We start from the raw sequence: 22,125 nt of genomic DNA, 5'->3' as shown, positions 1-22,125 counted from the left end.
GTATCATAAGTTTAACATTAAAGCAAAGAAAGGAAACAAGATATGAATAAGTTAACAAAGAAGTATAAGGTAGTACATGAGGGAACCAAGATGGTGTTCCCTCTCACAGAGGAAGGTGACAATGCTGAGGTATTCCCAGCAGTAAATGCCACCGCAGTAGAGTTTGACACATACCCAGAAGCCAAGGCTTACGTAGATGAGCATAACTTGGTGTATGAGGAACCTAAGTATGAGTAGATAAGATAGAGGGTAGGTCAAGGGCTTACCCTCCACTTTTGTGGGAAATTTCAGTTTGATACATAAAAACACTACTAAAATAAGTTAAAAGTTTAATTCTTTCTTTGTTTAATAAGTAATTTGTTTTATCTTTGTAATCAAAATAAAACAAATTATAATATGAATAAGATTAAAGAACTTTTAAAAGAAAAAGGCATGAGCCAAAAGGAACTTGCCGAAAAACTAGATATGACAGAAGTAGGAGTTAGCAAAATAGTAAATGGAACTACTTCTAAAGCTACAATGAAAAAAGTGGCAGACATTCTAGGAGTTGAAGTCGGTGATTTATATAGTGAAGATAGAGTTGTTAAGTTTCGGGGAATATTGGATTTAAATGGGATTGAAATTCCTTGCTATGTTTTAAGTGATGGAACTAGAGTTATCTCTGGTAATGCTATGCAAAAAGCATTGTGTATGATAGATGAGGATGAGGTAAAACCATCAGGAACAAGGTTGACCAGATATCTTAGTCAAAAGACACTTAACCCATTTATTTCTAAGTATTTAGATGGAGGCCAACTAGAGCCGATAAAATGCACAGATGGTAATAGTATCATCAATGGCTATAAGGCAGAGACATTGGCAGATATTTGTGATGCTTTCTTGGAAGCTAGAAAGCACGTAACCCTGTCTTCAAGACAAGCTATTATAGCTGCACAATGTGAAATACTAATGAGAGCTTTTGCAAGACTTGGTATAATTGCCATGGTGGATGAAGCCACTGGCTTTGATAAGGTAAAGGATGATGTCAAAGACAAGTTGCAAACTTTCTTGAATCAATTCTTGATGAAAGAAGCCGCTAAGTGGGTGAAGACATTTCCTGATGAGTTTTTTATGGATATTTATAAGATGAAACATTGGGATTGGCAGAGTACTAGAAAGATGCCAGGTGTTATGGGTAACTGGATTAGAGATATTGTCTATGAGCGTATAGCTCCTATTCTACCTGAATTAGAGAAACTCAATCCAAAGAATGCAAATGGACATCGTTCTAAGAAATTTCATCAATTCCTAAGCAGAGAGGAAGGGCTTCCTAAACTGAAAGAGTATTTTGCATCAATTCATACAATAGTAGTAATGTCTGATTATGATTGGAACAAATTTAAAGTCAACCTAGATAAGGTACACCCGAGAACTGATGTTGAATTGTTTTTGGCTTTCGAGGATTAGAAAATTTAATAGGGGTGGTGCTTAGCACTGCCTCTTTTCTTTTGCAGAAAGCTTAACCCATAAGTTTGAAGAACTTCTCGCACAGACTCCCCATCATATAGCAAGGCTCCTCGCTAAACATATCAATATGATCCTGCTCACAGATATGCGCTACTACATGCAGGAGTTCGTGACCGATGGTATTTATAATACTTGCGGCATTGCCCTTACCTATGGCAAGAACGCTTCTCCGTTGGGCAAGGTTGGAATACGTAAGACCTCTGTCTGCACTCTGCTTGGTTAGATGTTCTTTGGCTTCTGATAATGGATTGCCACTGCATCCTATATCAGAAAGAGCATAGCATATCTCATCGGCATCATCCGGCTGATAACCTATGAAACATACTATGCTCCAATCGTACTTCGGGAGTTGTATTACTCTTCTGATCATAACACATCTTCCCAAGGGATAGGCACTCCGTTGTGGCAGCAGTCGGCATAGAATCTGTTGAAGATGAAACCATCCTTCTGGTCGGCATCATCCACCATATCCTTGATGAACTGAGCTAGCTGCTCCTCATCCTTGATGGAAGATTTATAGAAGTCTGCCCTCGCCATATTCGCCACATATACATGGTCGTAGCCTATCTTATTCTTCACCTCGATTCCCTGACCGAGCAGAAGGGCATCCACCTTCTCCTTATCCCAAAACGAGACACTTACATCACGCTTGGAGGAAGGGTCGTACTTATACATCTGCTTCACCGCCCACTCACACATCTTCTTGCTGAAATGATAGCCATTGTATCTGAGATAGGCAACCATTGCCTCAGGTTTGAGGTCATACATATCCAATGGCATTCTGCATTTTCCCATATTGCTGAATATTAAAGGGAGTCTGGTCACGACATAAATGTCTGTGCCAAAACTCCCAAGTTAAACACTAGCGACCGCCACCATTGTAGCCGCCACCACCTCTTTCACCATAGCGGTTCGAGTAGTTCCAATCATCGTTCACGTTGTTGAATCTGCGTCTGTTCTCACGCTCTTCACGTTCCTCATGCTCTCTTCTCCAATCGTCACGATAATCAGGCATACGCTCACCCATACGCTCCTGCTTCATCTTTTTCAGACAAGACATAGCCTTGCTGCCAAAACCAAGCATAGACTCGATGTTGTCATACAAATCATCGAACTTATCTTCTGTAATCTCAATCATTACCATAATCATAAGATATTAAAGTGAATAGATAGGAGATTACTTGTTGATGCTCTGTTGGAGCCATCCCATCATCTTGTCAATCTTGCCCTCAATGCCGGAAACCTTGCCTTCCAACTTGTTGATTTTCTCGGTCTGTTCCTTCTCCTTGGCTATCTGGGGGTTGAGATGCAGTAGCATTTCCTCGCAAGATTTTACGACTCTCTCGTGGTAATCTACGCTCTCCAGTATCGCCTTGGATTGTCTCAGCATTGCATCGACCTCGGAACTCATGGCATCCTTGCTATCGCTTACCACAAGATTCTTGTCGTTGGCTATCTGTCCGTTAGCTGGAAGTTGCTTGAAATCCACTTCCTCATCATTGATCTTCACCTTCACATCAACCACAGTCTCCATAGGTTGAGGAGTGAAGCCATTATTGAAAGAAGGGTATCTCGTCTGAGGGTTGCTTACCGAAACAACCTGACCGATTCGCAAGCTCGGGTTCTCGCCCTTGTCGAGGACATAGAATAAAGAATTTGTTCTTAAACCTTGAAACATAATGTAATCTCCTATTATCTATTCTGTTGTTAAACAATACCCGTCATAAGTTGAAGGGTGTTAGTATCTCGCTCGAACCAGAGCTGAACCACTCCAGTACCCGGCACATCTGCAACCGTCAATGGTTCGCCATTGAACTTGCTCACAGCTTGTGTCGCTCCGTTGGTCTCGAAAAGGATAGGCAGCGTGCCAGTCGTTCCAGTCGGAATAGCCTGCATCAGGTTCACGAAAATCGTTCCTCTGTAGCTGGCATTCACGAAGGCATGGTTTTTGAACGAGAAAACAACATTGTTGGTGTTCACCACCACGCCCGTAGAAGCGATAGCTGCCGAACCATTACGATTCACCCATGTAAATGGTCTTAACCAAAACATAGCAGCCTCCTTTCCTTATTAACCCCAGAATCCTGCATTGTTTGCAGCATTCAGTCCATACAAACCAGCCTGATAAGCAACACAATTAGGAACCGCAGTAAATGGGCTGTAAGGAGTGGTTACGGTCTCAGGCAACTTACACTTGATACCAGCCACCTCGTTCTGCAAGCCAGCCAATACCTGATTGATAGGAGCCACCGCCTGACCCACAATCTGAGAGGTCATAGCAGAAGACTTGAAGGTGCTGTTCTCCTCACGGAGGGCATCAATCTTGTTCTGCATTTCCCTGAACTCAGCTTGCTTTTGTCCGTCAACGATGATCTGAGTGCTCTCCTTGATAGCGTTGTGCAAGTCACAAGTCTGTCGCTGGGTCTCGTAAGCCACGTTAGAGAAGCCACGCTCCTGACCAACAGCCACGTTGTTGATGGCATTCTGCAAGGTTCCAGTCTGCTGGCAGATAGCCAAGCGGTTCTCGCAGCAGCAGTTTGCAATCTGCTGAGCAATCTGCATATTACCCTGCTGCAGCGCATTGATAGTCTGCATACCGCTCATACCAACCTGATTACCTACACTCTGAACCTGAGAAGTCAAGGCAGAAATGGCATTCTGAATCTGCCCCTCAGTACAGTTGAGCTGAGTGGCAAGGTTACTGAGCGCATTGCGGTTGCCACCGATGGCATCCATCAGGAGACCACGACCATAGTCATTGTTGATCTCATTGGCAAGACCACCACGACCATTGCCGAAACCGAATCCATTACCACCCCAGCCCATGAGGAAGAAGAGGAAGATTACCCACATAAACCATCCACCTTCGCCACCGAAACCATTGTTTCCCTTCATGGCAAGAAGGACATTTGGGTCAACACCCTGCTTCTGGAGAAGGGGTGCGAGAAGACCGAGCATCCCATTGTTGGATGTTGAGCCTTCGTTTCCGAATACATACGTTTTACTTTCCATATTATCCTGAAATCTTTTTTGTTAAACACTAAATGATACTCACTTTGTAACGTTACGAGCACAAAGATACGAATAATATGGATAGAGATTGATAAACTCGTAAAAGGTTCTATAAGTATATGATGAGCAAAGATTTATGGTTACGGAAAAGGTCGTAAAAATACAGGAGGGGCGATTGGGTCTCTCCTATATATAATAATGTGTAGTGGATGCTATATGCTTATGCCATACTTTCGGGCTTGCTTGCGGAAGAAAGCCTTCTTGTTGGCGAAGAACCTGATGAGCGATTTGTTCCACTTCTTTTCGTGACCGAACTGGTCGTGGATGCCCTCAGGTATCTTTCCATCGTGAACATACTTCTCAAAGGAAGAGATAGACTTCCCCATTTCGTGAGCACACCAGCCCTTGTTGGCTTGGGTATCATTCATCATGGCAGTAAGGAGTACCACCAGTTCCATATCATTCTCTGACAGACCGCAAGGGATAGGCTTGCCTTCTGCTTGGGCTACTGCTGATTCATGTGCCTTATCTGCAAGAGCACGAAGTCCTGCTTCGATGATGCTGTAATTTACTAATTGCGACATAAGCATATATAATTAAAATGAGTGTAATTAGGAACATATCACAATAGTACATCTGATTCGTGATAACGATGGAATCATACATGACGTGAATCACATTGACTCCTGCAATATAGAAAATCGGAATGCGCCACTCTACACACAATCGGTGCAACACCTGACCTTTCCAAAGAGAAATCGGGTAAAGAATGTAAGTGATGAAGTAGAAGAACCAGATAGGTTCCTCGTTCTCTTCATACCACAGCGTTATCTCCATTTTGTTGTCATAGAACTGAGATATACCATACCATCTGAAAAGCATGACCAATATAGGCGCATACTTGAAATAAAGCAAGTCTGTCTTGATCTTGCTGCGTTCGGGGATAAGCTTAACTATCTCGCCGAACATTCTACTGACACGTTGGTCATTTTCATTTTTATCCATAAGCGTTTCGTTTTTAAAGTTTAATGGTATTGAACCGTTGATTTAAATATCTGATAAACAGATGTTCTTAGATACTACAAAGATAATGGGATTTTTTGAAAACGAAGTTATTTTGAGGGAATTTAAAGTATAATCTTTGTTAATACTTTCAGATTGAAACTTTTTCCTATCAAATCAAGGGTGTTTTGTGCCGGATTGAAAGCAGATTCCTTGCCTAGAGACAATTATCCCCCGAAAGCATGACACCTTCGGGGGATAGTCATATTTGCATTACTTCTTCTCAGCCTTCGCCTTCTGGTTAGCCACAACCACCTTATTGGCTGGCTCCAGCACGGAGAGGATTCGCTTTCTCAGTTCACGGATTCTCTTCATGTCCTCGGCATTGTAGGCATCCTTGCCATCTTCCAAGAAGCCCTTCTTCAACTCGGAAATCTCCTGCTTGTCAAGGGAAATCTCGTCAATGGCATCAATGGCAACCTTGTTGGTGTTGTAGTAACCATCGCTTTGACCAGGAGCCGTGTCAACCAAGAGGTCGTAGGAAGTCTTGAATCCGTTCAACTTGGTGTAGAGTTGTTTCAGTTTCAAATCCTCGAAATCATCCTTCGGAGTAGCGTGAGCCTTATATATATCCTCGGCATTCAGCTTGTGAGGTCTGTACTCCTCCCCACTCTCCTCAGCACGTTCCTTCTTCTTGTCTTCCTCATACTTCTTCACCTTCACATCTTCCTGCTTGTACTGCTTATACTCCTCAGAGCCGTAGAACCGCTCCAGCATAGAGTAATCGCCATCCACCTTAGCTTGCTTCTTCAACTTGTTCAGGGTATTGGCTGCTCGGTCGTGATTCTCTTTCATATTCCAGAACTCATCACCCTGCTTCTTGGTGACTGGTCTATCATCTGGGTTGCTCACGAACTTGCTTACCAATGGTATGTCTGCCATCTTGATTTCCTTCGGGTCGTTGAGTGACTTGGTGAGGACACCGAGCACCTGACTACCCATTGTGTATGCACCACCGAGATAGGAAGACAAGACGTGATCAACCACTGCTGGGTTGTTCAGATTATATCTTGGGTCTCCAAAAGCATCTATGGCATTCTGCTGTACATCAGGATAGTCATTTCCGATTGAGTTAACCATCTTTGATACTCGCACCAGCCAATCAGGAGTTCCCACGTATGCCTTGGTGAAGTTCGGGTCATACTTGTTGTACTCTGTCTCCTTGAATAATGGCTTGCCAGTGAAATCAACATTGAAAGCCAACTCAAAGACAGGACGGATAGGGTTCGGCATCAGGCTGACTGCTATGTTGCCATCATATCCAGTCGGGTCAAGCGGAAGCATATCTACTACCTGACCGAGCAAGTCTTCTGCATACTGGCTCCAAGTTTCCTCTGCCAACTCGCCACCCATCATCTTGGAAGCAATCATATCGCCTATGCCATAGAAGGCACGGAACTCCTGAGCAAGCGGAATCTTCACATATTCGTTGGTAAACGGAATCCACATAATGGCATTGTTTCGTCTATCCCACTTAGAGAACTGCCAATACTTATCCTTATCATCATCACCGCCCAACAGACTCATCAGGGCAGCGTTAACGATAGGAACCAGCACACCACTCGCCAACCAAGCTGCAGTAACAGCCGTGAACTTGAAAGGATGATGTTTGGTAAGCGCACCCAAGGTCTGCAAGCTCTGTACAGCCGGATTGATGAAGAGATAGAGGTTTCTAATCATCTGCCATCCGTATTCGCCAGTACCCTTGCGGTTGAAGTTCAGAGTTACATCTTTGGCATCATTCACAGCCTCATCAATGGAGCGACCATACTGGATGGAAGTCATATAGACCGCAAATCGGTTGCTATCCTCAATCATTCTGTTCAGGAACTCGATACTATCCATGATGGTATGACCTACCTTTACTGGGTTCGCCTTCCATCTATCCAAATCCTTCAAGTCATTCTTGAATTTCTTCTTCAAGTCTTCCACGTCAAGCGAAGAGACAAAGCCAGTCTCGCCACCATTCATCATAAAGTCATAGAACATCTGTTCCTTTGCCGTAGCATTTCCGTTGCTTACCTTCTCTCTCAACTTGCCGTTCTGATAGTCTCTCAGCATAAAACCGAGATTCCAAGAGGTAGCGAGATTCTTTCGGAGGAGATAATTGTATCTGCCATCCTCACGAATAGCGGTAGAAGCCAGCGTCATGGTCAGGTCTCGGAAGTAGTTGGAAGGAATGAAGAGAGGTGAAAGACTGGTATAGGCAGCAGCCATCTTTCTTCCCAACCAAGCAGCAGCCCTATCCAGTTTACCGCTCTGAATCTCTCTTACTCGGTGTGCTCTGGTATTGTTCATCGCCTGAGCCAACTGAGGGTCACCATTCACGTAGATTACATACTCCTCGCCATCCTTCATCACTCGCACCTCATGCTCTCTCTCCTCGCTATGAGTCTGAGGATAGGCTATGTTCAGTCCGTCTCTCTGCTGGGTAGCATCACCAGTCTGAGCCATCTGCTCCATCTTCTGCTCGAAAGCATCAATGGCAGCTTTCACCTGATTACTATTCATCTGAGAAGTAATCTGAGGGGTAGCAGGAATCCACTCCTCGTTGCCGTTGGCATCCGTACTCTTCACATACCAAGCCTTGCTCAGGGTGAGCAGGGAGGTAGGATGATTCTGTGCCAAGAGCATCAGGTGCTGCTTCACCCAGTTCTTGTTGTTCAGCAGGATTCCACTCTCTGCCATATTCTCGATGTATGCGATAGGATCATCAGCGATAGAGGTTCGTCCGTGTGCAGTCTTCAAGGTCTGATTGAACGCACCCTTGCCACCACCGATATAGTCCCAGACTTGGTCGGCAGTAGTACCATCCCAGCCACGGAGAGGAATGTAGTGGCTATACATACCCTTCACATACTCGTAGGCATCCTTGCTCATCATTCCAGCCTTGAAGCCATCACGAAGAATCTTCTTGGTGGCAGCATTCGTAGCATTCCAAAGAGCCTGAACCTCGGCAAGATGCTTGGTCTCCACATCTCTTACCAGTCTGTGAGCAGCTTCCTCGAAGTCTGAACCATCGAAGAGTGAAGACAAGCCGGAATAATCGTAGGCGATTCCGTTATCATCATAGCGGTAGTCCATATAGGATGGAGAGTACTTTCCTCGGAGAGCATTATCCTTCTGTCTCCAAGTGGTGAAATCTACCCTGCCAAACTCCAAGTCTGCATCATTTGACACACGATCCAAGTCGTTTTTGTATGCCTTGTATGCTGCACTTCTCTGATTCACATTCTCATAGTCAGCTTCCAGAGACTTCTTGAAAGCCATCTGAGCATCACGCTCCAAGCCGTGTTTAGCCATCATATAGACTCGCACATTGTCGTAGCTATCGCCCAGTACCTTCTTCATCTGATGATAAGCCTTTCTGAGTGGCTGAAGGAACTCGTTGTTGTACTCCTCAAACTCGTTCTTTCCCTTGCCATGACTGCGGTTCTCGGCAGTATAGGCATCCTCAGCCATATTCAGACGGTCAACACCCACTTCCTTCATAATAGCTTCCTGAGCCTTGCGGATAGCCAGCATACTATCTTGGAAGGCGATACGTTTGAGCACTGAACCCTTCTGCAACTCTCGGTTGAACTCACCAAGGGCAGTATCATCACTCAGAAGATGCTGCTCGTAGGTTGGAGCAGTCTTCCACAGAGCCATCTGCTTGCGGTACTCGTCCACTCTCCTCAGGAAGTCAACGGCACTCTCACCAGCGTTGCGTTGTGGGATGGTTGGTCGCTGGGCATCCTTAGGCAGATTATTATCCTTCTTCCACTGGTTCAAGTCATGTTCAAACTTATCATAGCGCAAGGAGAACTTGGTATTGCCATCCTCAGGAGTTGTTGGGCGCAAGGTGTTCTGCAAAAGAGGAGCAATAACATGCTCGGTCAACTGGGTAGGAATACCATTACCGATGATGGTATGGCTCAGGTTCTCAGAGAATGGCATTTTGTAATCATCGCTCACTCCTGATACTCTTGCGAGCACTCTACCCATGGCACGATATACCTTGCCGTCAGGCATCACAATCACATCACCACTCTTCGTTCTGAGTGTTGGCAGCAGTTCATCAGCGAAGGCATGAGGAATCTTTCCGTCAGCATAGGCACTACCCATCACATATAATGGCTTGTCAATGTTTCTCCAGTCAATGCCATCAGCCTTCAAGCGAATATCCATCCAAGGAGCCACACCATTCTTCTTCTCGGTCAGGGTCGGGATAATATCAGCCACAGCTTCATACCATCCGCTCTTGCGTGCCATCTTCTCAGGCTTGGCAGGGAGTTTGCCATCACGAACCGCACGGACAATCAATCTCTCTCGGTTGGTGTAGCCGCCAAAGTCAGCAGCGTTATACACATCTGCATCCCAAGTGTAGCCGTTGGCATCAAGCGCATCCGTGATAATCTTCATCGCATCTGAATCCTTATAGCCCTTCACATTCTCAATGGTCACCACCTTTGGCTTAACAGCATTGATAAACTCGGCAGTACTAGCAGCAGTCTCCTTGTCAAGTTCCACCTCTGCATGGTTACTCTTCGCCTGAGAGTAGTTCTTGCAGACTGGGCTGGCATGGAAGTACTCAACCTCGCCATCTATCTGCTTCACCAATTCCTTTGGATCAACGTCACGAACATCAGCAGTAACGATATGCTGACCGAAGTTATTGCGATAAACACCGCTTATCTTCTCGTCATACTCCACTGCCACCACAGGGTCGATGATACCCTTTAAGCCTTCCTCAACAAGACCGCCGCCGCTAAAGTAGGTTCCAGCCTTTATGAGAGAGCCATCCTTCAGGGAGAACTTAGGTTCCACGCCAGCAATCTCAGCCTTGCGGTTCTCGCCCAGAGCCTGAGCAATATGAATCATCTTCTTGTTAGCCATCTGCCAGCCGCTAGGCATATCATCAATGGCAGTATTGATAGCATCATCCACCTCACCAGGAGTGTTCAGACTCTTCAAGTCCTCAGCCATATCAGCCGCCCCACTCTCCTTTCCGTCAGCCATATCACGGAGAGAGAAGGACACATCGCCCACACCCAAGAAAATCTGGTCTTTGCGAGCCACGTCCTCAGTAGATTCAGCGAGAGTTCTTCTTCTTTCCTCAGGAGACATATTCATTCTTTCCTGCACATTTCTTGCTTCCACCTCGCCAGCAAGCGACTTGTAGCTGTTGTAATCATCATTCGCCTGATAAGCGTTATAAAGACCTCTGTTCTTCTCAACAATAGCCTTAGCCTCATCTTCCTTGCCTTCTGCACGCAACTGGCGAATCTGCTTAGTGACCTCTGCTAATCTCTTCTTAATCTCACCTCTAACCAATCTAGGGCTACCTCCTCTATCAAAGCCCTCAATAGACTGGATTGCATGCTGAATCTCGTGATTCAATATACTATTCATATATTTCAGCTCGTCAGCATGGATGGTAATGGTGTTTGTCTTGGCATTATATTCGCCATTTGAAGGCATATCGTTCATAATGGCATCCGTTTCAATACGTACATCCTTCAAATGAGGATAAGCCTTGAATAGTTCAGGAGCATCAATCACATCAGAAAGCTTGCCACCATTCCATAGCATATCATCCTCATAACGCTTAACAATATGTCCACCGCCTACATCCATCGTGTCCTTGATCATGGCATCCGGCATTTCGTATCTCCACTTGCCATCAGCACCACGTTCCCAGCCAGTAGCCATCTTGATAGCCTTAGCTTTCTTTTTGTTCTTCTCCATATCCTTTGCCACGGAGAGGTTATCCATACGGATGGTACGCTCCTCTGCCTTGTCAGCAGCAGCCGCACCACGCTCGCCAGCAAGAGAGAAACGAATATCATTCTTGCGAGAATTGAAACGCTTTGAAGGAGGTATTACGTTGCCTTTATTATCATAAGTTATGAGGTCATTCAACTTACGATTATTCTTAGCATTCTTATATCGGTATTCCCTGCCATCATCAAAGCCAAACTCATTAGCATCATTGCCATCCCACCATAATTGATTTGCAGGAACTTCATCTTCAATGATACGATATTTTCCTTCCAATCTATTGTCACCGTGCATTTCAGCATACTTCTTTGAAGGAGTAACCCAGTCACCATTACGCAACTTGCCTTCCTTTACAGAAGTAGGAACTGCACGATAAACCTTAACCTTAACATCTTTCTCGCCATTCTTAATGGCATCAAGTGCATTCTTTATAACATGAGCAGACTCCAATCCATAAGCAGTATTGTTCATATACGCTCTTGGATTGTCAAAATAATCATCAGGCTGCAAGTTATAACCTAATGCAATATCTTCCAAGTTTACATCAGGAGAGTTTTCTATGTCGGCTCTTCTTGCCTCATCAGACTCATATTGAGGATTTGATGGAGCAGCCCACGCTCCCTGACCTTGGTAATCGCTATCAACGTCACCGTAACCATTACGTCTGGCTGATTCATCAAGCATTTCCCTTGCCGTTGATTCATCATTATTAGCAATGGCATCCATATAACGCTTATCAAGTTCATCAGTTGGAATCAGAGAGAGTTCATCCAGATGTTTCTGTCTCTTCTCTTCCTCTTCCTGCGCTCTTTTTCTTGCAGCTTCCATAGCATTACGCTGAGCCTCCACCTGCTTTCTTCGTTCCTCAATCATAGCGTCAAGGTCACCAAAGTTCTCTTTCAAGGCTTCATTTATAGGTTTGGTGTACTTAATAATATCCTTAAATGAGGAAATCTTGTCTTCATTTGCCTGCAATAAATATCGTTTGATGTTTGCTCTGGCACGTGCTGCCTCAGCAGTAGAACCTCGTTCAACTGCATTCGCATACATAGCAACATCATCCTCATTTACTCCAAACTTTTCTGCAACACTTTTGATTTTTTCATCCTTCAATGAAAACTTTTCGCCATTTTCCTTGGCAGTTTCAGAAGAATTGTCTATCTTTGCAGCAGACAAGTTGACCGTAGGGTCGGAAAGGGCACCGACCTCTTCCTTATTGGAAGGCAGTATGAGGAGTTGCCCGTCCTCACGGTCAGCTTGCTTTTTTATTTTTTGCAATCCTCTTTCGTCAACAAAGTGCCAATGAACGATTTCCACATTATCTTTATTAGGATTTACCTCTAATAATACTGTACGGTTATTGCCCTTCTCGTCCTTCGTGTTGATAAGTACCCAATTATATGGTCTAGTTTTCTTTTGATTCTGACCATACAAATCAGGATTGTACAAAGCAGACTTAAAGATTACTTTACTCAATTCAGGAGTAACGTCCTTATGTCTTATATAATTACGCTCAAAGATATTCTTCTTGATAACAACTGGCTTGCCTTCTGTTCCGATAGCATCAGCAATTTTCTTTGGTAAACTAGGCAATTCTACATTTCTGGTAGGATGCAAGAAGTCTCCATCCGTCAATTCATCAACGGACTTAATCTTATCCAGTTTCAAAGTACCATCCTGATTCAGAGGATTCCCCTGATTATCTTTCAACGAGAACTTGGTGTGCTCTGTGATTTTCATATCCTCAGGCTTGAAGATAACATAGTTGGTATCGCCTTCCTTTGCACCACCAAAGTTACGACCAGCCTTATACTTGATGCCAGTATAGCCAAGAGAAGCGAGAAGCTTGCTTGCTGCCTTATCATCATTGAAGGACGCATCATCCTTAACACTTCTCATTGAGATAGTCTTATAGAAGTTATCAAAGGTTCTATCCTTCTTAAAGTACTCAATATCGTAACTACGCAAAGAAGGTAGTGCTTTAACCACCTTATCTATAAGTTCATCAGTTATAGGAGCATCCCAATCCAGATAGTTGCTGCCATTATTCTCTGGAATTTCAACCTCATACAGATTCTTTGACTCATCAAGGTTAGCCAATTCTTTCTGCCACTGTTTAATCTCGTTTTCCAACTCTGTCTTATATTCTCCCTCACGCATAAACGGAAGTCTTTCCTTTGCTCTAGATATATTGCTTTTGAGTTCTTCTCGTTTCAATCCGTTACTTTGAGCAGCTAAACTTGTGTACCCTCTAGCTATCTTTTCGGAAGATGTAACATAGCCACCCCAACCGAATGCTTGTGAGCCAGCACCTTCGCCCATATGGTCGAAGTCAAACTCTGTGAAGTCAGCACCGCTACCATGATATACCTTTAACGAGAACTTAGGAGCAGCAGCTATCTCCTGATTGATGCTGTTCACAACATCATCAGTAACAATATCGCCATCCTGAATCTGCTGAGGTTCACGACCAGCATTCTTCACAAGTTCCGCTTGCTCTGCTCTGGTCAAGATACGGTTCACCTTCATCGCACCAGTAATCACCCAAGGGTCAGTCTCAGGGTTCGGGTTGGTACGATACATATAATAGCCATCGGTAGGCAGATGTTTCAAGCCAGCCAATGAATGCTGATACTTACCCGAAGGATTGATACCCTCTTGGCGAGCTTCCTCCTGATAATCTACATCAGCAGCATACTCCACCTCAGCGAAGACGAAGTTCTTAGGGAAGAGAGTCTTGTTGCCATCAGCATCCTTGCGGTTGAACTGGATAGCATAAGGCACGACACCAAGATGCCAGCCTGGTCTATAGGCTAGCTTACCACTACCTCCTTGTGTTCCCTTGCCGCCCTGCTTAACCTGAGGTCTGCCAGTCTTGCTTTCTCCAGCAATAGGAGCCGCATCAGCATCGAGCCATACACCAACTGGAGTGGCTGCACCATCAGGGTTCGCTACCATAGGTGGATAGAGTTTGCCATCCTTCAATACGAACACCTTATAGCCGATACCCTTCTTCTTAGGCTCAGGCTTTTGACGGAGAGAGAATGAAACATCTTCACCAGTCTCAGAATTTGTCACCTCACCTTTGGCAGTCTTCACGTAAGCCTGTTCAATGGAGCGGATGATGTTCTTGGTCACATCATTATACTCTGTACCATAGAAAGCCAACTTAATCTTCTGCAATATCTCATGGATAGCAGCGAGCAGAGGATGAGACATCTTCATAGCGAGAGTGTGAGCCAAGTTGAGATCACGAATCATTTCGCCTACCGCATCAGCAACCACCTCCTCAGCGTAGTAATCTCTAGCACGTCCAGAGAATCCTGCATCGGAATATCTCTTCATCGTCTCGTCTATCGCCTTGTCGAAGGCATCAGAGCCATAGGTATCGAGCACAAGCTGAGTCAACTCATTGTATGCAGCAGGATTCAGTCTCTTGATTTGGTGGGTCATTTCGTGACCGAAGATAAACTGAGCACCTTCCGTGATAGAAGAGTCAAGAGTAAGGAAGATTGTACGAGACACATTGCCATCGGAATCCGTAGTCTCCTGAATCCATCCGTTGCCCAACTTGTCTGAGTACTGCCACTGAATGTTAGCACCCATCATCTTAGCCAGTCTCTCGAAAGCCTTGCGAGTCTTCTCGCCAACGATGTTGTCAACGACCTTCATATCATCCACCTTATTCTTCTCTACATCAGCAGCACGCTCGGCAGTTGTCTGTTGCTTGCCATTCTCCTTTGCAGAGAAAGGAAGGTCAGTCTGGTCACGCTGAGCACCAAGCGGATTCTCATCCGTTGCATCCTCAGGAACCTCAGGAGCATTTATATTCTCATTTGTCTGCTCATTTATATTCTCATTCTCCTCATCATTAATCTCATCAGAGTTATCTTCCCCCATCTTCTCCTCAGATTCAGGAGCCGTTTCTGTCTGTTGTTCTGATTCAGCCTTATTCTCCTCAGCGAACACAGCGTTGTCAGCCGCCTTCTTCTGCTCTTCAAGAATGTTCTCAGCCTGAGCGATACGGAGATTCTCAATATAGTTTCTAGCTTCCGAAGCCTTGAAACCGCTAGTGAGCACACCAATAAGGGCATTGCGAATATTCTGAGTATCGAGAGATTCAAGGTTGGATGGACGATTCTCCCACAGACTATGTACGAGATCATCAATGGTAGTTCCCTTGCCATCAGCAGCGAGGAGCTGAGTCTTGGCAAACTCTTCTCTGCTCAATCCAGTTTCCTGCTTAACACCCTTGCTTGTCTCTGTTCCCTCATAGTTGAGAGAGTGAGCACCGAGGTTGCTAGCCACATACTCCTCAGCGGTAAGCGGAATCGTATCAGTCACATCAATGCCAGTGCCATCATACAGACGATGCAGGAGAGAGCCGACAACATCTTTGTATAGCTGAGATACTGCCTTTGCATCATCCTTTACAGCACTCTTCAAGCGAGAGAACTTTCTTCTTGCCTTCTCAATGAGATTCTTTCTTCCATCTGCAGTGTCTTCCACCTTGGCAAGTTGTCGCTCATTATAAGCATCACGGATAGCGATAGCAGAGTCATAAGCCGCCTGAGCATCAGCAATCGCCTTCTCCTTGGCTTCCTTTGCCGCCTTCTGTTCCACGAAGTTCTTACCCTTCACGGTCATATTGTTCGCCTTGTCGAGTGCCTTCTTGGCATCAGATACCCATCCACTGATTACGCTATCAGCATCCTCACCAAACTGTGAGTCATACAACTCAGCAGTCTGATCAGCAGTCAACTTCGAGAAATCAGGATTGCCATCCTCCAGCATAGGCACGATGGTTCCATCTTCGAGAGTCATAGCAGGAGTCTGTTCTGTCTGTTCAGCAGGAGCAGTAGTATTTTCTCCACCCTGCACAGCACCATCAACAGAGTAAGTTCCATCACCATTGATTGTCACATTATCAGGAACTGGTGGGAGTTCATCATTCACCTCTATTCCACCTCTATCGCCCTCTATCGCACCACTATTCTCCTCTATCGCACCACTATTCTCCTCTATCATTGAGGTTTCTGCCATCGCTTGCTTGTACTCATCAAGAGACATAGAAGAGATTGTAGCCACATTCTTTTTGCTCACTGCATGAGGAACGAATGTGCCATCACTCTTCATTTCAACAACCTTTGCCTTAGCACCAGTATCACGAATGAGGAACAACTTAGAGTCAGGATATTTAGTGTTGCCATCCTTATCCAGTACATCAACGAGCACCACGTTACCATTATCATTAAGAATCTGGTTGAAGTCAAGAGAAGACTGAGTCTCTTCCGGCAGCTCTGTCTCCTGAGTCTGCTCAGCACGCTCCTTCTCCATCTGCTCACGCTGAGCCTTCGCTGCTTCCAGTTTCTTCTGATCCTCCAAGTCTTTCAACTGCTGCAAGTCTTCAAGCGAATATGGATTCTCTACCACGTTACCATCAATAGAGATAGCAGCAGTACCATCGCCATAGTCGGCAAGAATCTCGTAGGTATGTTCCAAACCATCAGCACCAGTAACCTTGAACTGGGAGCCAACATCTATTGTTCCGTCAACAATGCCAGCCACTTCCTTGATAGCATTTTCCTTTGCATCAGCTACCGCCTGAGCCTTCACATCATCGGCAGGAACTTCATCACCCAGTTCAGCGAATCTCAGAGCATCAGCATGTTCAACAGAATTTGTCGTAGGATCATAGAAGAGAATCATATCATCGCTATCCGCTACATTGATAGAGCCATCTTCGTTGGTAGCAATATTGCCGGAGATAATGTACACACCATAATCTTCAGCACCACCACTAGCTTTAACCGTAGCGTTACGGACGGAGCCACGGCTCTTGTCTGTGTACATATCAACACGCTGAGCTGCCTGATTTGCCGCCATATCAATCTTATCCTGAGCATCATCTGTCACACCTTGGTAACGAGCAGAAGACAACTGGTAGTCATAGATAGCTTGGTCGAGCTTGTCGTTCTGCCCAGTCAGGGATTGAAGCTCATCATCATTCATAGCAGACAACTGCTGCTCGGAGATATTCAGCAATCCGGCAAGAGTCTTCATCTGGTCTTCATGCTCCAACTGAATGTCGTGTTTGTCTGCATCATCAGCATCGTGACCCTCAGAGTAAGCATTATCAATATCCTCTTGATGCTGCTCCTCAGGAGTTGTTGGCTCGTTGGTAATCTCTCTAGCATTCATTTCGGCAGTCTTGGCAACATTGTAGCCACGCATCTTCATCAGGTTGATACCATAGTTGATGGCAGCATTAATCTGTTCCTTGCTCATAGTGTCTCTCTGTCTGAGAATGTCAGCCAACACACCACCCATCTGCTCGTTGGTCGTGTTATCAATCTTATCCTTGATGTCTGCCCACTTATCGCCCATCAGGTTTTGAGCATCACTATCAGCCACGTTCACCTTGTTACGGAATCGGTAGTACTGAGCACGATTGTACACACCTTTGACTGGTCGGGAGCCAGCACCCATCGCATACATAGAGCCGACAGATAGAGCCATACCACCGATGATGTCAAGTTGCTGTTTAGTATCAAGGAGGTCAGAGAACTCATTATCTCCATCCAATAGAGCATGAAGAGGAATGCCAATCTCTTCCTCCATCACTTCTTCACCGAAGCCATTGATGCCGAACTTTTCCATCCACTTCTTGGAATTGGTGTACCATCCACTCTTGCCGATATTCTTGAAGAACTCAGCAGAAGCATTCATACCATGTTTCTCCATAAAGTTGATTGCACCCTTCTTGATACCATAGCTATGACCGAAGAGCTTCTCAGTATAGTTCTCCACCATAGCAGAGGTCAGACCCTTATAGAGAGCAGTACCCATAGACTCGCCACCCTCATGCATGAGATTTCCGTTCTCATCGAAAGTACCGAACTTGTAATCACCCTTCTCATCCTGATATAGACTACCCAGATGTCGCTGCATAATGTCTGCTCCAGTCTTCATCGCCTGTTCTGATCCTGCCATGGCATACGAACCGATAACATCGCCAGCCACGATACCAGTATTCTTCAAGATGGCAGCACTCACCTTGCCCATGCCACGCTTAGCAGCGAACTTCAAAGCCCCTCGGCTGATAGCCTTAGTAATACCACCATAGCCGCCAGTCAGGAAGAAGTCTGCCATAAATGGGAGAGACTGTCCGGCAATCTTTGTCCAGCGATAGATGTTGCCCATCTTCTCGTCTTCAAGAGCCGCAGCAGCATCAGCACCCAGCTTACTCTTCAAGAGCATCTTATCGGAGCCGGAGATTGGAAGGTTGTTGTCCATCTTGGTCTTGATACGTTCCATCTGCCCCATAGTTGCAAAGTCAGTCAGACCGAAATCCCAAGTCTTAGCCGTGAATGCCGTATTGTCAAGAGCCTTCAAAGCGTCCTCACCCCAACTACTGGTAGGGTATTGTTTCACCGCTTCAAGCGCACCAATCTGCTGCTTAACCAGAGCAAGGGATGTTGCCAGTTTGTTGCTATAGTCACTCTGCTCAGCAGTTCTTCCGTTACTTGCACCGATACTGGCACCATAAGAGAGCAAAGGATTTCCGTGTTGACGATGATCCTCAGCGATAAGAGCTTCAATCTCCTTCTTTCGGGCATAGGCATCCGCCAGCTTCTTATCAAACTGATTGCGAGCACCCTCCTCAGTAAGATAGGTTCCATTCTTGTTGATGTTCTCCTGCAAGTCATAGTTTCCATTCTTGTCACGAACATCGAAGACGGATGGAATCTCGCCAGTGTTTACTGCATTGATATACTGCTCCCCCTGCTTATCCAACTGATTCTGATACTGAGCAGCATCATACTCGTTATTAAACTCTACACCATCTGTTGTAGTATAGGTTCCAGTCTTGCCAGTTGTGGAATTGTAGTTGAACTCATTCTTCTGTACATTCTGATTCTGCAAAGGGTTCTTTAGACGTGGAGAAACCCTGCCACCATTGAACTTCTTTGCTTGCCCCAGTTTGGTCTGAATGTTTCGCTTTGCTTGTCTTACCGCATTGTTAGCACTAGCCGAGATAGCTGCTGCCCCAGCCGAGAAACGAGCACGGTCAACAGCAGACATAGGAACGCTGCCACCCTTCGCTCTAGATGAAGTCTTGCTTCGAGGTTCAAAAAGTGCCGAGTAGAAACGCTCATAAGTATTAGGAACATCGAAGTTCTGAGCCTTCAAGTTCTCATAGATAGCGTGTCTGTTGTCAGCACCGCCCTTTCCGTCTCTGGTCAGGGCACTCTCAAACTTATTGTAATCGTCCGGCACATCATAGTTCTGTGCTTTCAGATTCTTGTATAAAGTGTATAATGGTCTTTCTGCCATAATATATATATGTTTGTTACCAATTTTTTGTTACCAACTCTGTTACCAGTTTACACCAGTCTTCTTCTTACCTCCATTATTGGATGATGATGTATGATGCTGCTTAGGCTTACCATGCTTACGCTGATAGGCAATCTTCTGAGCCTTCTTTCCGGCAGCAGTCTTAGGGGAGTACCCCATCTTTCTGACTTCCCTAGCAGCCTCAGCCATACCATCAGGGTCTTTTTCCATCAAATCCATATACTCATCAACCTCTCCCGAATAGGAACCTTTTCGGGAGCCACCACTACCCGACTTGTTGGCACGAATACGACCAGTCGCAGCATTAATGCGCTGAATAGCCTCTTGTGCTTGCCAGTGGGAAATCTGACCATCAGCCAGAGCTTTCTTGATAGCCAAGATAGACTTCTTGTAATCAGCATCAGTATCATATTTCATCTTCGACAAATCAAGTCTTCTGTTGCCCTGATCAATTCTCTGCTGGCTCAGATCATTCTTGCTATCATTGTTCTTAGCAATAATATCGTGATACCTCATCTGCTCGGCAAGAGTCAGGTTATTCTTTCTCGCTTCCTCATCAAGAGCCAATGCCCTCTGGTAGCCAGTCTGCCAAGCCGCCCGATTCTTCTCACGCTGGGCATCCATATAAGCCTTGCGCTTGTTGATGGCAGCAGTCATATCCGACTCAGGATTGTGTACCACCTTGGCTCCCTTGCTGGCGAAGATGATGTTGGCGAGTGCCCGAAGACCATCCCCAAAGGCAGCGATACGAGCCTTCCGCTTCTCGTTCTTCTCTCTCTGTGCTCTCTGCTCAGGAGATTCACTATCAGCAGGATTCAGCATCTTATACATTTCCGCATAGGTCAACTGCTTCTTTTCCGGCTCCTGCTTAGCTTCCGGCTTCGGCTCTTCCTTCTTCACGATAGGGATAGAGCCGTTCAGCATACCCTCGGCAGTCTGCTGGTTCATCCTCACCGCTTGCTCATGTGCATCCTTGGGAGGAGTAAGCTGCTCCTCCTTGCCATGGAGCATAGCTTGTGCGGTGTTCATATTGATCTGTTCAGGAGAAGCCTTCTGAGCAGCATCCACACCACTCTGCTGCTTGTTGAGTACACTCTGTGTAGTCTTCAAGCCATTGTTCGTTCGTAAATAATCTGCCAATCCCATAACTATACGTTTACCTTTTGAAGTTTAGCACCTAGACTATTCAGCTCACCCTCAGAAGGGAGACCAGTAGTCTTAGCCTTCAAGCCGAGAACATCATCAGGATTCTTGGCGATACCACTTAACTGCTCCTGAGTCACATTCATATTCGGAGCCTTCTTTACACCGCCCAATCCACCATCAATGGTGGCAGCGATATTGGCAGCAGTTCCGGCAACACCAGCAGCCACATTAGCAGTACCAGCAGCCTTCTCAGCTTCCAGCCCCATCCTCTTGTTCTGAATAGCATCCTTTCTCGCCTGATACTGACCTTCGATGGCATCCTTGCGAGCCTCGTTTGCAGCAACAATCTGGGAGGTCGTGTCGGCAAGAGTCTTGTTGTTCGCTTCCTTCACCGCAGTGGTGGAGTCTTCCGTACCACCCATCACCGCTTGTCTGCCCTTAGCAGCCTTGTTTCTGTTCTTGATCTGCTCCTGCATCTGAGTGAGCAAACGAACCGTATCGGCACGCTTGGTAGGGTCTTCATTGTACTTCCTATCATACCATGCCTGATTTTCCTGTTCCTGCTGTGCAAGCATCCGCTCCTGCTTTCGTCTTGCCTTTCTGGCAGAAATGCCACCAAAGATACTACTTGCAACACCGAGTCCTGCACCGATTAATGATCCTAACATAAAAATTTATTTTAAACGTTTAAACTGCAGCAAAGATAACTATACCTTATTATATAAGCATCTTATCCATTAACTTAGCAGCAAAAAGTTAATAGATAAGATTTCTATGTGCAGGATTGTGTGTACCTTTGCATCATATTTAGTGAAGGATATGGCTACAGACAGAAATTCAAAAGGTCAGTTCGAAAAAGGTCGGGCGAAATCCGGCGGAAAGCAGAAAGGTTACGAGTCTCCTATCAAGAAGGAGTTTCGTGAGCTGTGTGCCGACTTCACGAGAGACGCTTGGGATGATTTTATGGCTGCATGGTACAAATGCGAGCCGAAGGATAAGGTCAGCACCTTCATCAAGATGCTGGAGTTTAATTGTCCGAAGCTGCAGACCGTCACTCTCGAAGATAAGCGTGAGATTGCAAATGCGCTTACAGAGAAGTTGAAGCAGATGTCTGAGGAGGAAGGTTAATGGGTTCTTAGAAATATTTTGTTCATTTGATCTTATTGATTTGAAATTAAAATTCATAGGCTAAAGGTTTTTATTTAAGGTTAATAGATTGTTGATAACGGAAGAGGGAAGGGGGTGTAATTTAAACTGTGTCAAGGCTTGTTCTTAACT

Annotated in this window: 14 protein-coding genes; 3 read left to right on the top strand and 11 right to left on the bottom strand. The window is 45.4% G+C overall.

The window, feature by feature from the left end:
* The first annotated feature begins 42 nt into the window (after positions 1-42).
* Together DXD25_RS09255 and DXD25_RS09250 are read left to right on the top strand one after the other, a co-directional pair.
* Entirely contained in the window at positions 43-237 is a 195-nt protein-coding gene (locus tag DXD25_RS09255) for a hypothetical protein (protein WP_117663153.1), read from the top strand.
* A 159-nt stretch (positions 238-396) separates the two neighbouring features.
* Entirely contained in the window at positions 397-1,446 is a 1,050-nt protein-coding gene (locus tag DXD25_RS09250) for a P63C domain-containing protein (RefSeq protein WP_117663151.1), read from the top strand.
* Positions 1,447-1,498: 52 nt separating this feature from the next.
* Here DXD25_RS09250 and DXD25_RS16495 read toward each other — a convergent pair whose 3' ends face one another.
* The 11 genes from DXD25_RS16495 to DXD25_RS16950 form a co-directional block, all read right to left on the bottom strand.
* Positions 1,499-1,876 carry a hypothetical protein gene (locus DXD25_RS16495; RefSeq protein ID WP_147327885.1) on the bottom strand — a complete coding sequence of 126 codons (378 nt, stop codon included), beginning with the start codon at positions 1,874-1,876 and terminating at the stop codon, positions 1,499-1,501.
* Entirely contained in the window at positions 1,873-2,301 is a 429-nt protein-coding gene (locus tag DXD25_RS09245) for a hypothetical protein (protein ID WP_117663149.1), read from the bottom strand. Before DXD25_RS09245 ends, DXD25_RS16495 begins: the two co-directional genes overlap by 4 nt.
* Before the next feature lie 67 nt (positions 2,302-2,368).
* Entirely contained in the window at positions 2,369-2,644 is a 276-nt protein-coding gene (locus DXD25_RS09240) for a hypothetical protein (protein WP_147327884.1), read from the bottom strand.
* 39 nt (positions 2,645-2,683) lie between these two features.
* Positions 2,684-3,184 (bottom strand): hypothetical protein, encoded by a 501-nt coding sequence (locus DXD25_RS09235; protein ID WP_117663145.1) that lies wholly within the window; start codon positions 3,182-3,184, stop codon positions 2,684-2,686.
* Between the two features lie 29 nt (positions 3,185-3,213).
* Positions 3,214-3,558 (bottom strand): hypothetical protein, encoded by a 345-nt coding sequence (locus tag DXD25_RS09230; protein WP_117663143.1) that lies wholly within the window; start codon positions 3,556-3,558, stop codon positions 3,214-3,216.
* Positions 3,559-3,576: 18 nt separating this feature from the next.
* Complete coding sequence (locus DXD25_RS09225) at positions 3,577-4,518, bottom strand: hypothetical protein (RefSeq protein WP_147327883.1); 942 nt, start codon at positions 4,516-4,518, stop codon at positions 3,577-3,579.
* A gap of 212 nt (positions 4,519-4,730) precedes the next feature.
* Positions 4,731-5,102 carry a hypothetical protein gene (locus DXD25_RS09220; RefSeq protein ID WP_147327882.1) on the bottom strand — a complete coding sequence of 124 codons (372 nt, stop codon included), beginning with the start codon at positions 5,100-5,102 and terminating at the stop codon, positions 4,731-4,733.
* Positions 5,044-5,523: a hypothetical protein gene (locus tag DXD25_RS09215; protein ID WP_117663137.1), complete on the bottom strand. Its 480-nt coding sequence runs from the start codon at positions 5,521-5,523 to the stop codon at positions 5,044-5,046. The genes DXD25_RS09220 and DXD25_RS09215 overlap by 59 nt, the downstream gene beginning before the upstream one ends.
* 270 nt (positions 5,524-5,793) lie before the next feature.
* Entirely contained in the window at positions 5,794-19,680 is a 13,887-nt protein-coding gene (locus tag DXD25_RS09210) for a DNA cytosine methyltransferase (RefSeq protein ID WP_117663135.1), read from the bottom strand.
* 42 nt (positions 19,681-19,722) lie between these two features.
* Positions 19,723-20,841 carry a hypothetical protein gene (locus tag DXD25_RS09205; protein WP_147327881.1) on the bottom strand — a complete coding sequence of 373 codons (1,119 nt, stop codon included), beginning with the start codon at positions 20,839-20,841 and terminating at the stop codon, positions 19,723-19,725.
* Positions 20,842-20,849: 8 nt separating this feature from the next.
* The gene (locus DXD25_RS16950) at positions 20,850-21,515 is read right to left on the bottom strand and encodes a hypothetical protein (protein WP_187360463.1); all 666 of its coding nucleotides are present in this window, start codon (positions 21,513-21,515) and stop codon (positions 20,850-20,852) included.
* A gap of 151 nt (positions 21,516-21,666) precedes the next feature.
* Between DXD25_RS16950 and DXD25_RS09195 the strand changes: the two genes are divergently transcribed.
* Positions 21,667-21,975 carry a hypothetical protein gene (locus tag DXD25_RS09195; protein ID WP_118311935.1) on the top strand — a complete coding sequence of 103 codons (309 nt, stop codon included), beginning with the start codon at positions 21,667-21,669 and terminating at the stop codon, positions 21,973-21,975.
* Positions 21,976-22,125: the final 150 nt, after the last annotated feature.

Origin of the sequence: Prevotella sp. TF12-30, assembly GCF_003436715.1 — a bacterium.
GTDB classification, from domain to species: Bacteria; Bacteroidota; Bacteroidia; order Bacteroidales; family Bacteroidaceae; genus Prevotella; species Prevotella copri_A.
The sequence above is the reverse complement of the archived record's forward strand: the minus strand, read 5'-3'. Positions and strand labels throughout refer to the sequence as shown.

Bases quoted from the DNA above. Each gene is read 5' to 3' on its own strand.
- DXD25_RS09255 (WP_117663153.1), top strand. From the start codon at position 43: ATGAATAAGTTAACAAAGAAGTATAAGGTAGTACATGAGGGAACCAAG.
- DXD25_RS09250 (WP_117663151.1), top strand. From the start codon at position 397: ATGAATAAGATTAAAGAACTTTTAAAAGAAAAAGGCATGAGCCAAAAG.
- DXD25_RS16495 (WP_147327885.1), bottom strand. From the start codon at position 1,876: ATGATCAGAAGAGTAATACAACTCCCGAAGTACGATTGGAGCATAGTA.
- DXD25_RS09245 (WP_117663149.1), bottom strand. From the start codon at position 2,301: ATGGGAAAATGCAGAATGCCATTGGATATGTATGACCTCAAACCTGAG.
- DXD25_RS09240 (WP_147327884.1), bottom strand. From the start codon at position 2,644: ATGATTGAGATTACAGAAGATAAGTTCGATGATTTGTATGACAACATC.
- DXD25_RS09235 (WP_117663145.1), bottom strand. From the start codon at position 3,184: ATGTTTCAAGGTTTAAGAACAAATTCTTTATTCTATGTCCTCGACAAG.
- DXD25_RS09230 (WP_117663143.1), bottom strand. From the start codon at position 3,558: ATGTTTTGGTTAAGACCATTTACATGGGTGAATCGTAATGGTTCGGCA.
- DXD25_RS09225 (WP_147327883.1), bottom strand. From the start codon at position 4,518: ATGGAAAGTAAAACGTATGTATTCGGAAACGAAGGCTCAACATCCAAC.
- DXD25_RS09220 (WP_147327882.1), bottom strand. From the start codon at position 5,102: ATGTCGCAATTAGTAAATTACAGCATCATCGAAGCAGGACTTCGTGCT.
- DXD25_RS09215 (WP_117663137.1), bottom strand. From the start codon at position 5,523: ATGGATAAAAATGAAAATGACCAACGTGTCAGTAGAATGTTCGGCGAG.
- DXD25_RS09210 (WP_117663135.1), bottom strand. From the start codon at position 19,680: ATGGCAGAAAGACCATTATACACTTTATACAAGAATCTGAAAGCACAG.
- DXD25_RS16950 (WP_187360463.1), bottom strand. From the start codon at position 21,515: ATGTTAGGATCATTAATCGGTGCAGGACTCGGTGTTGCAAGTAGTATC.
- DXD25_RS09195 (WP_118311935.1), top strand. From the start codon at position 21,667: ATGGCTACAGACAGAAATTCAAAAGGTCAGTTCGAAAAAGGTCGGGCG.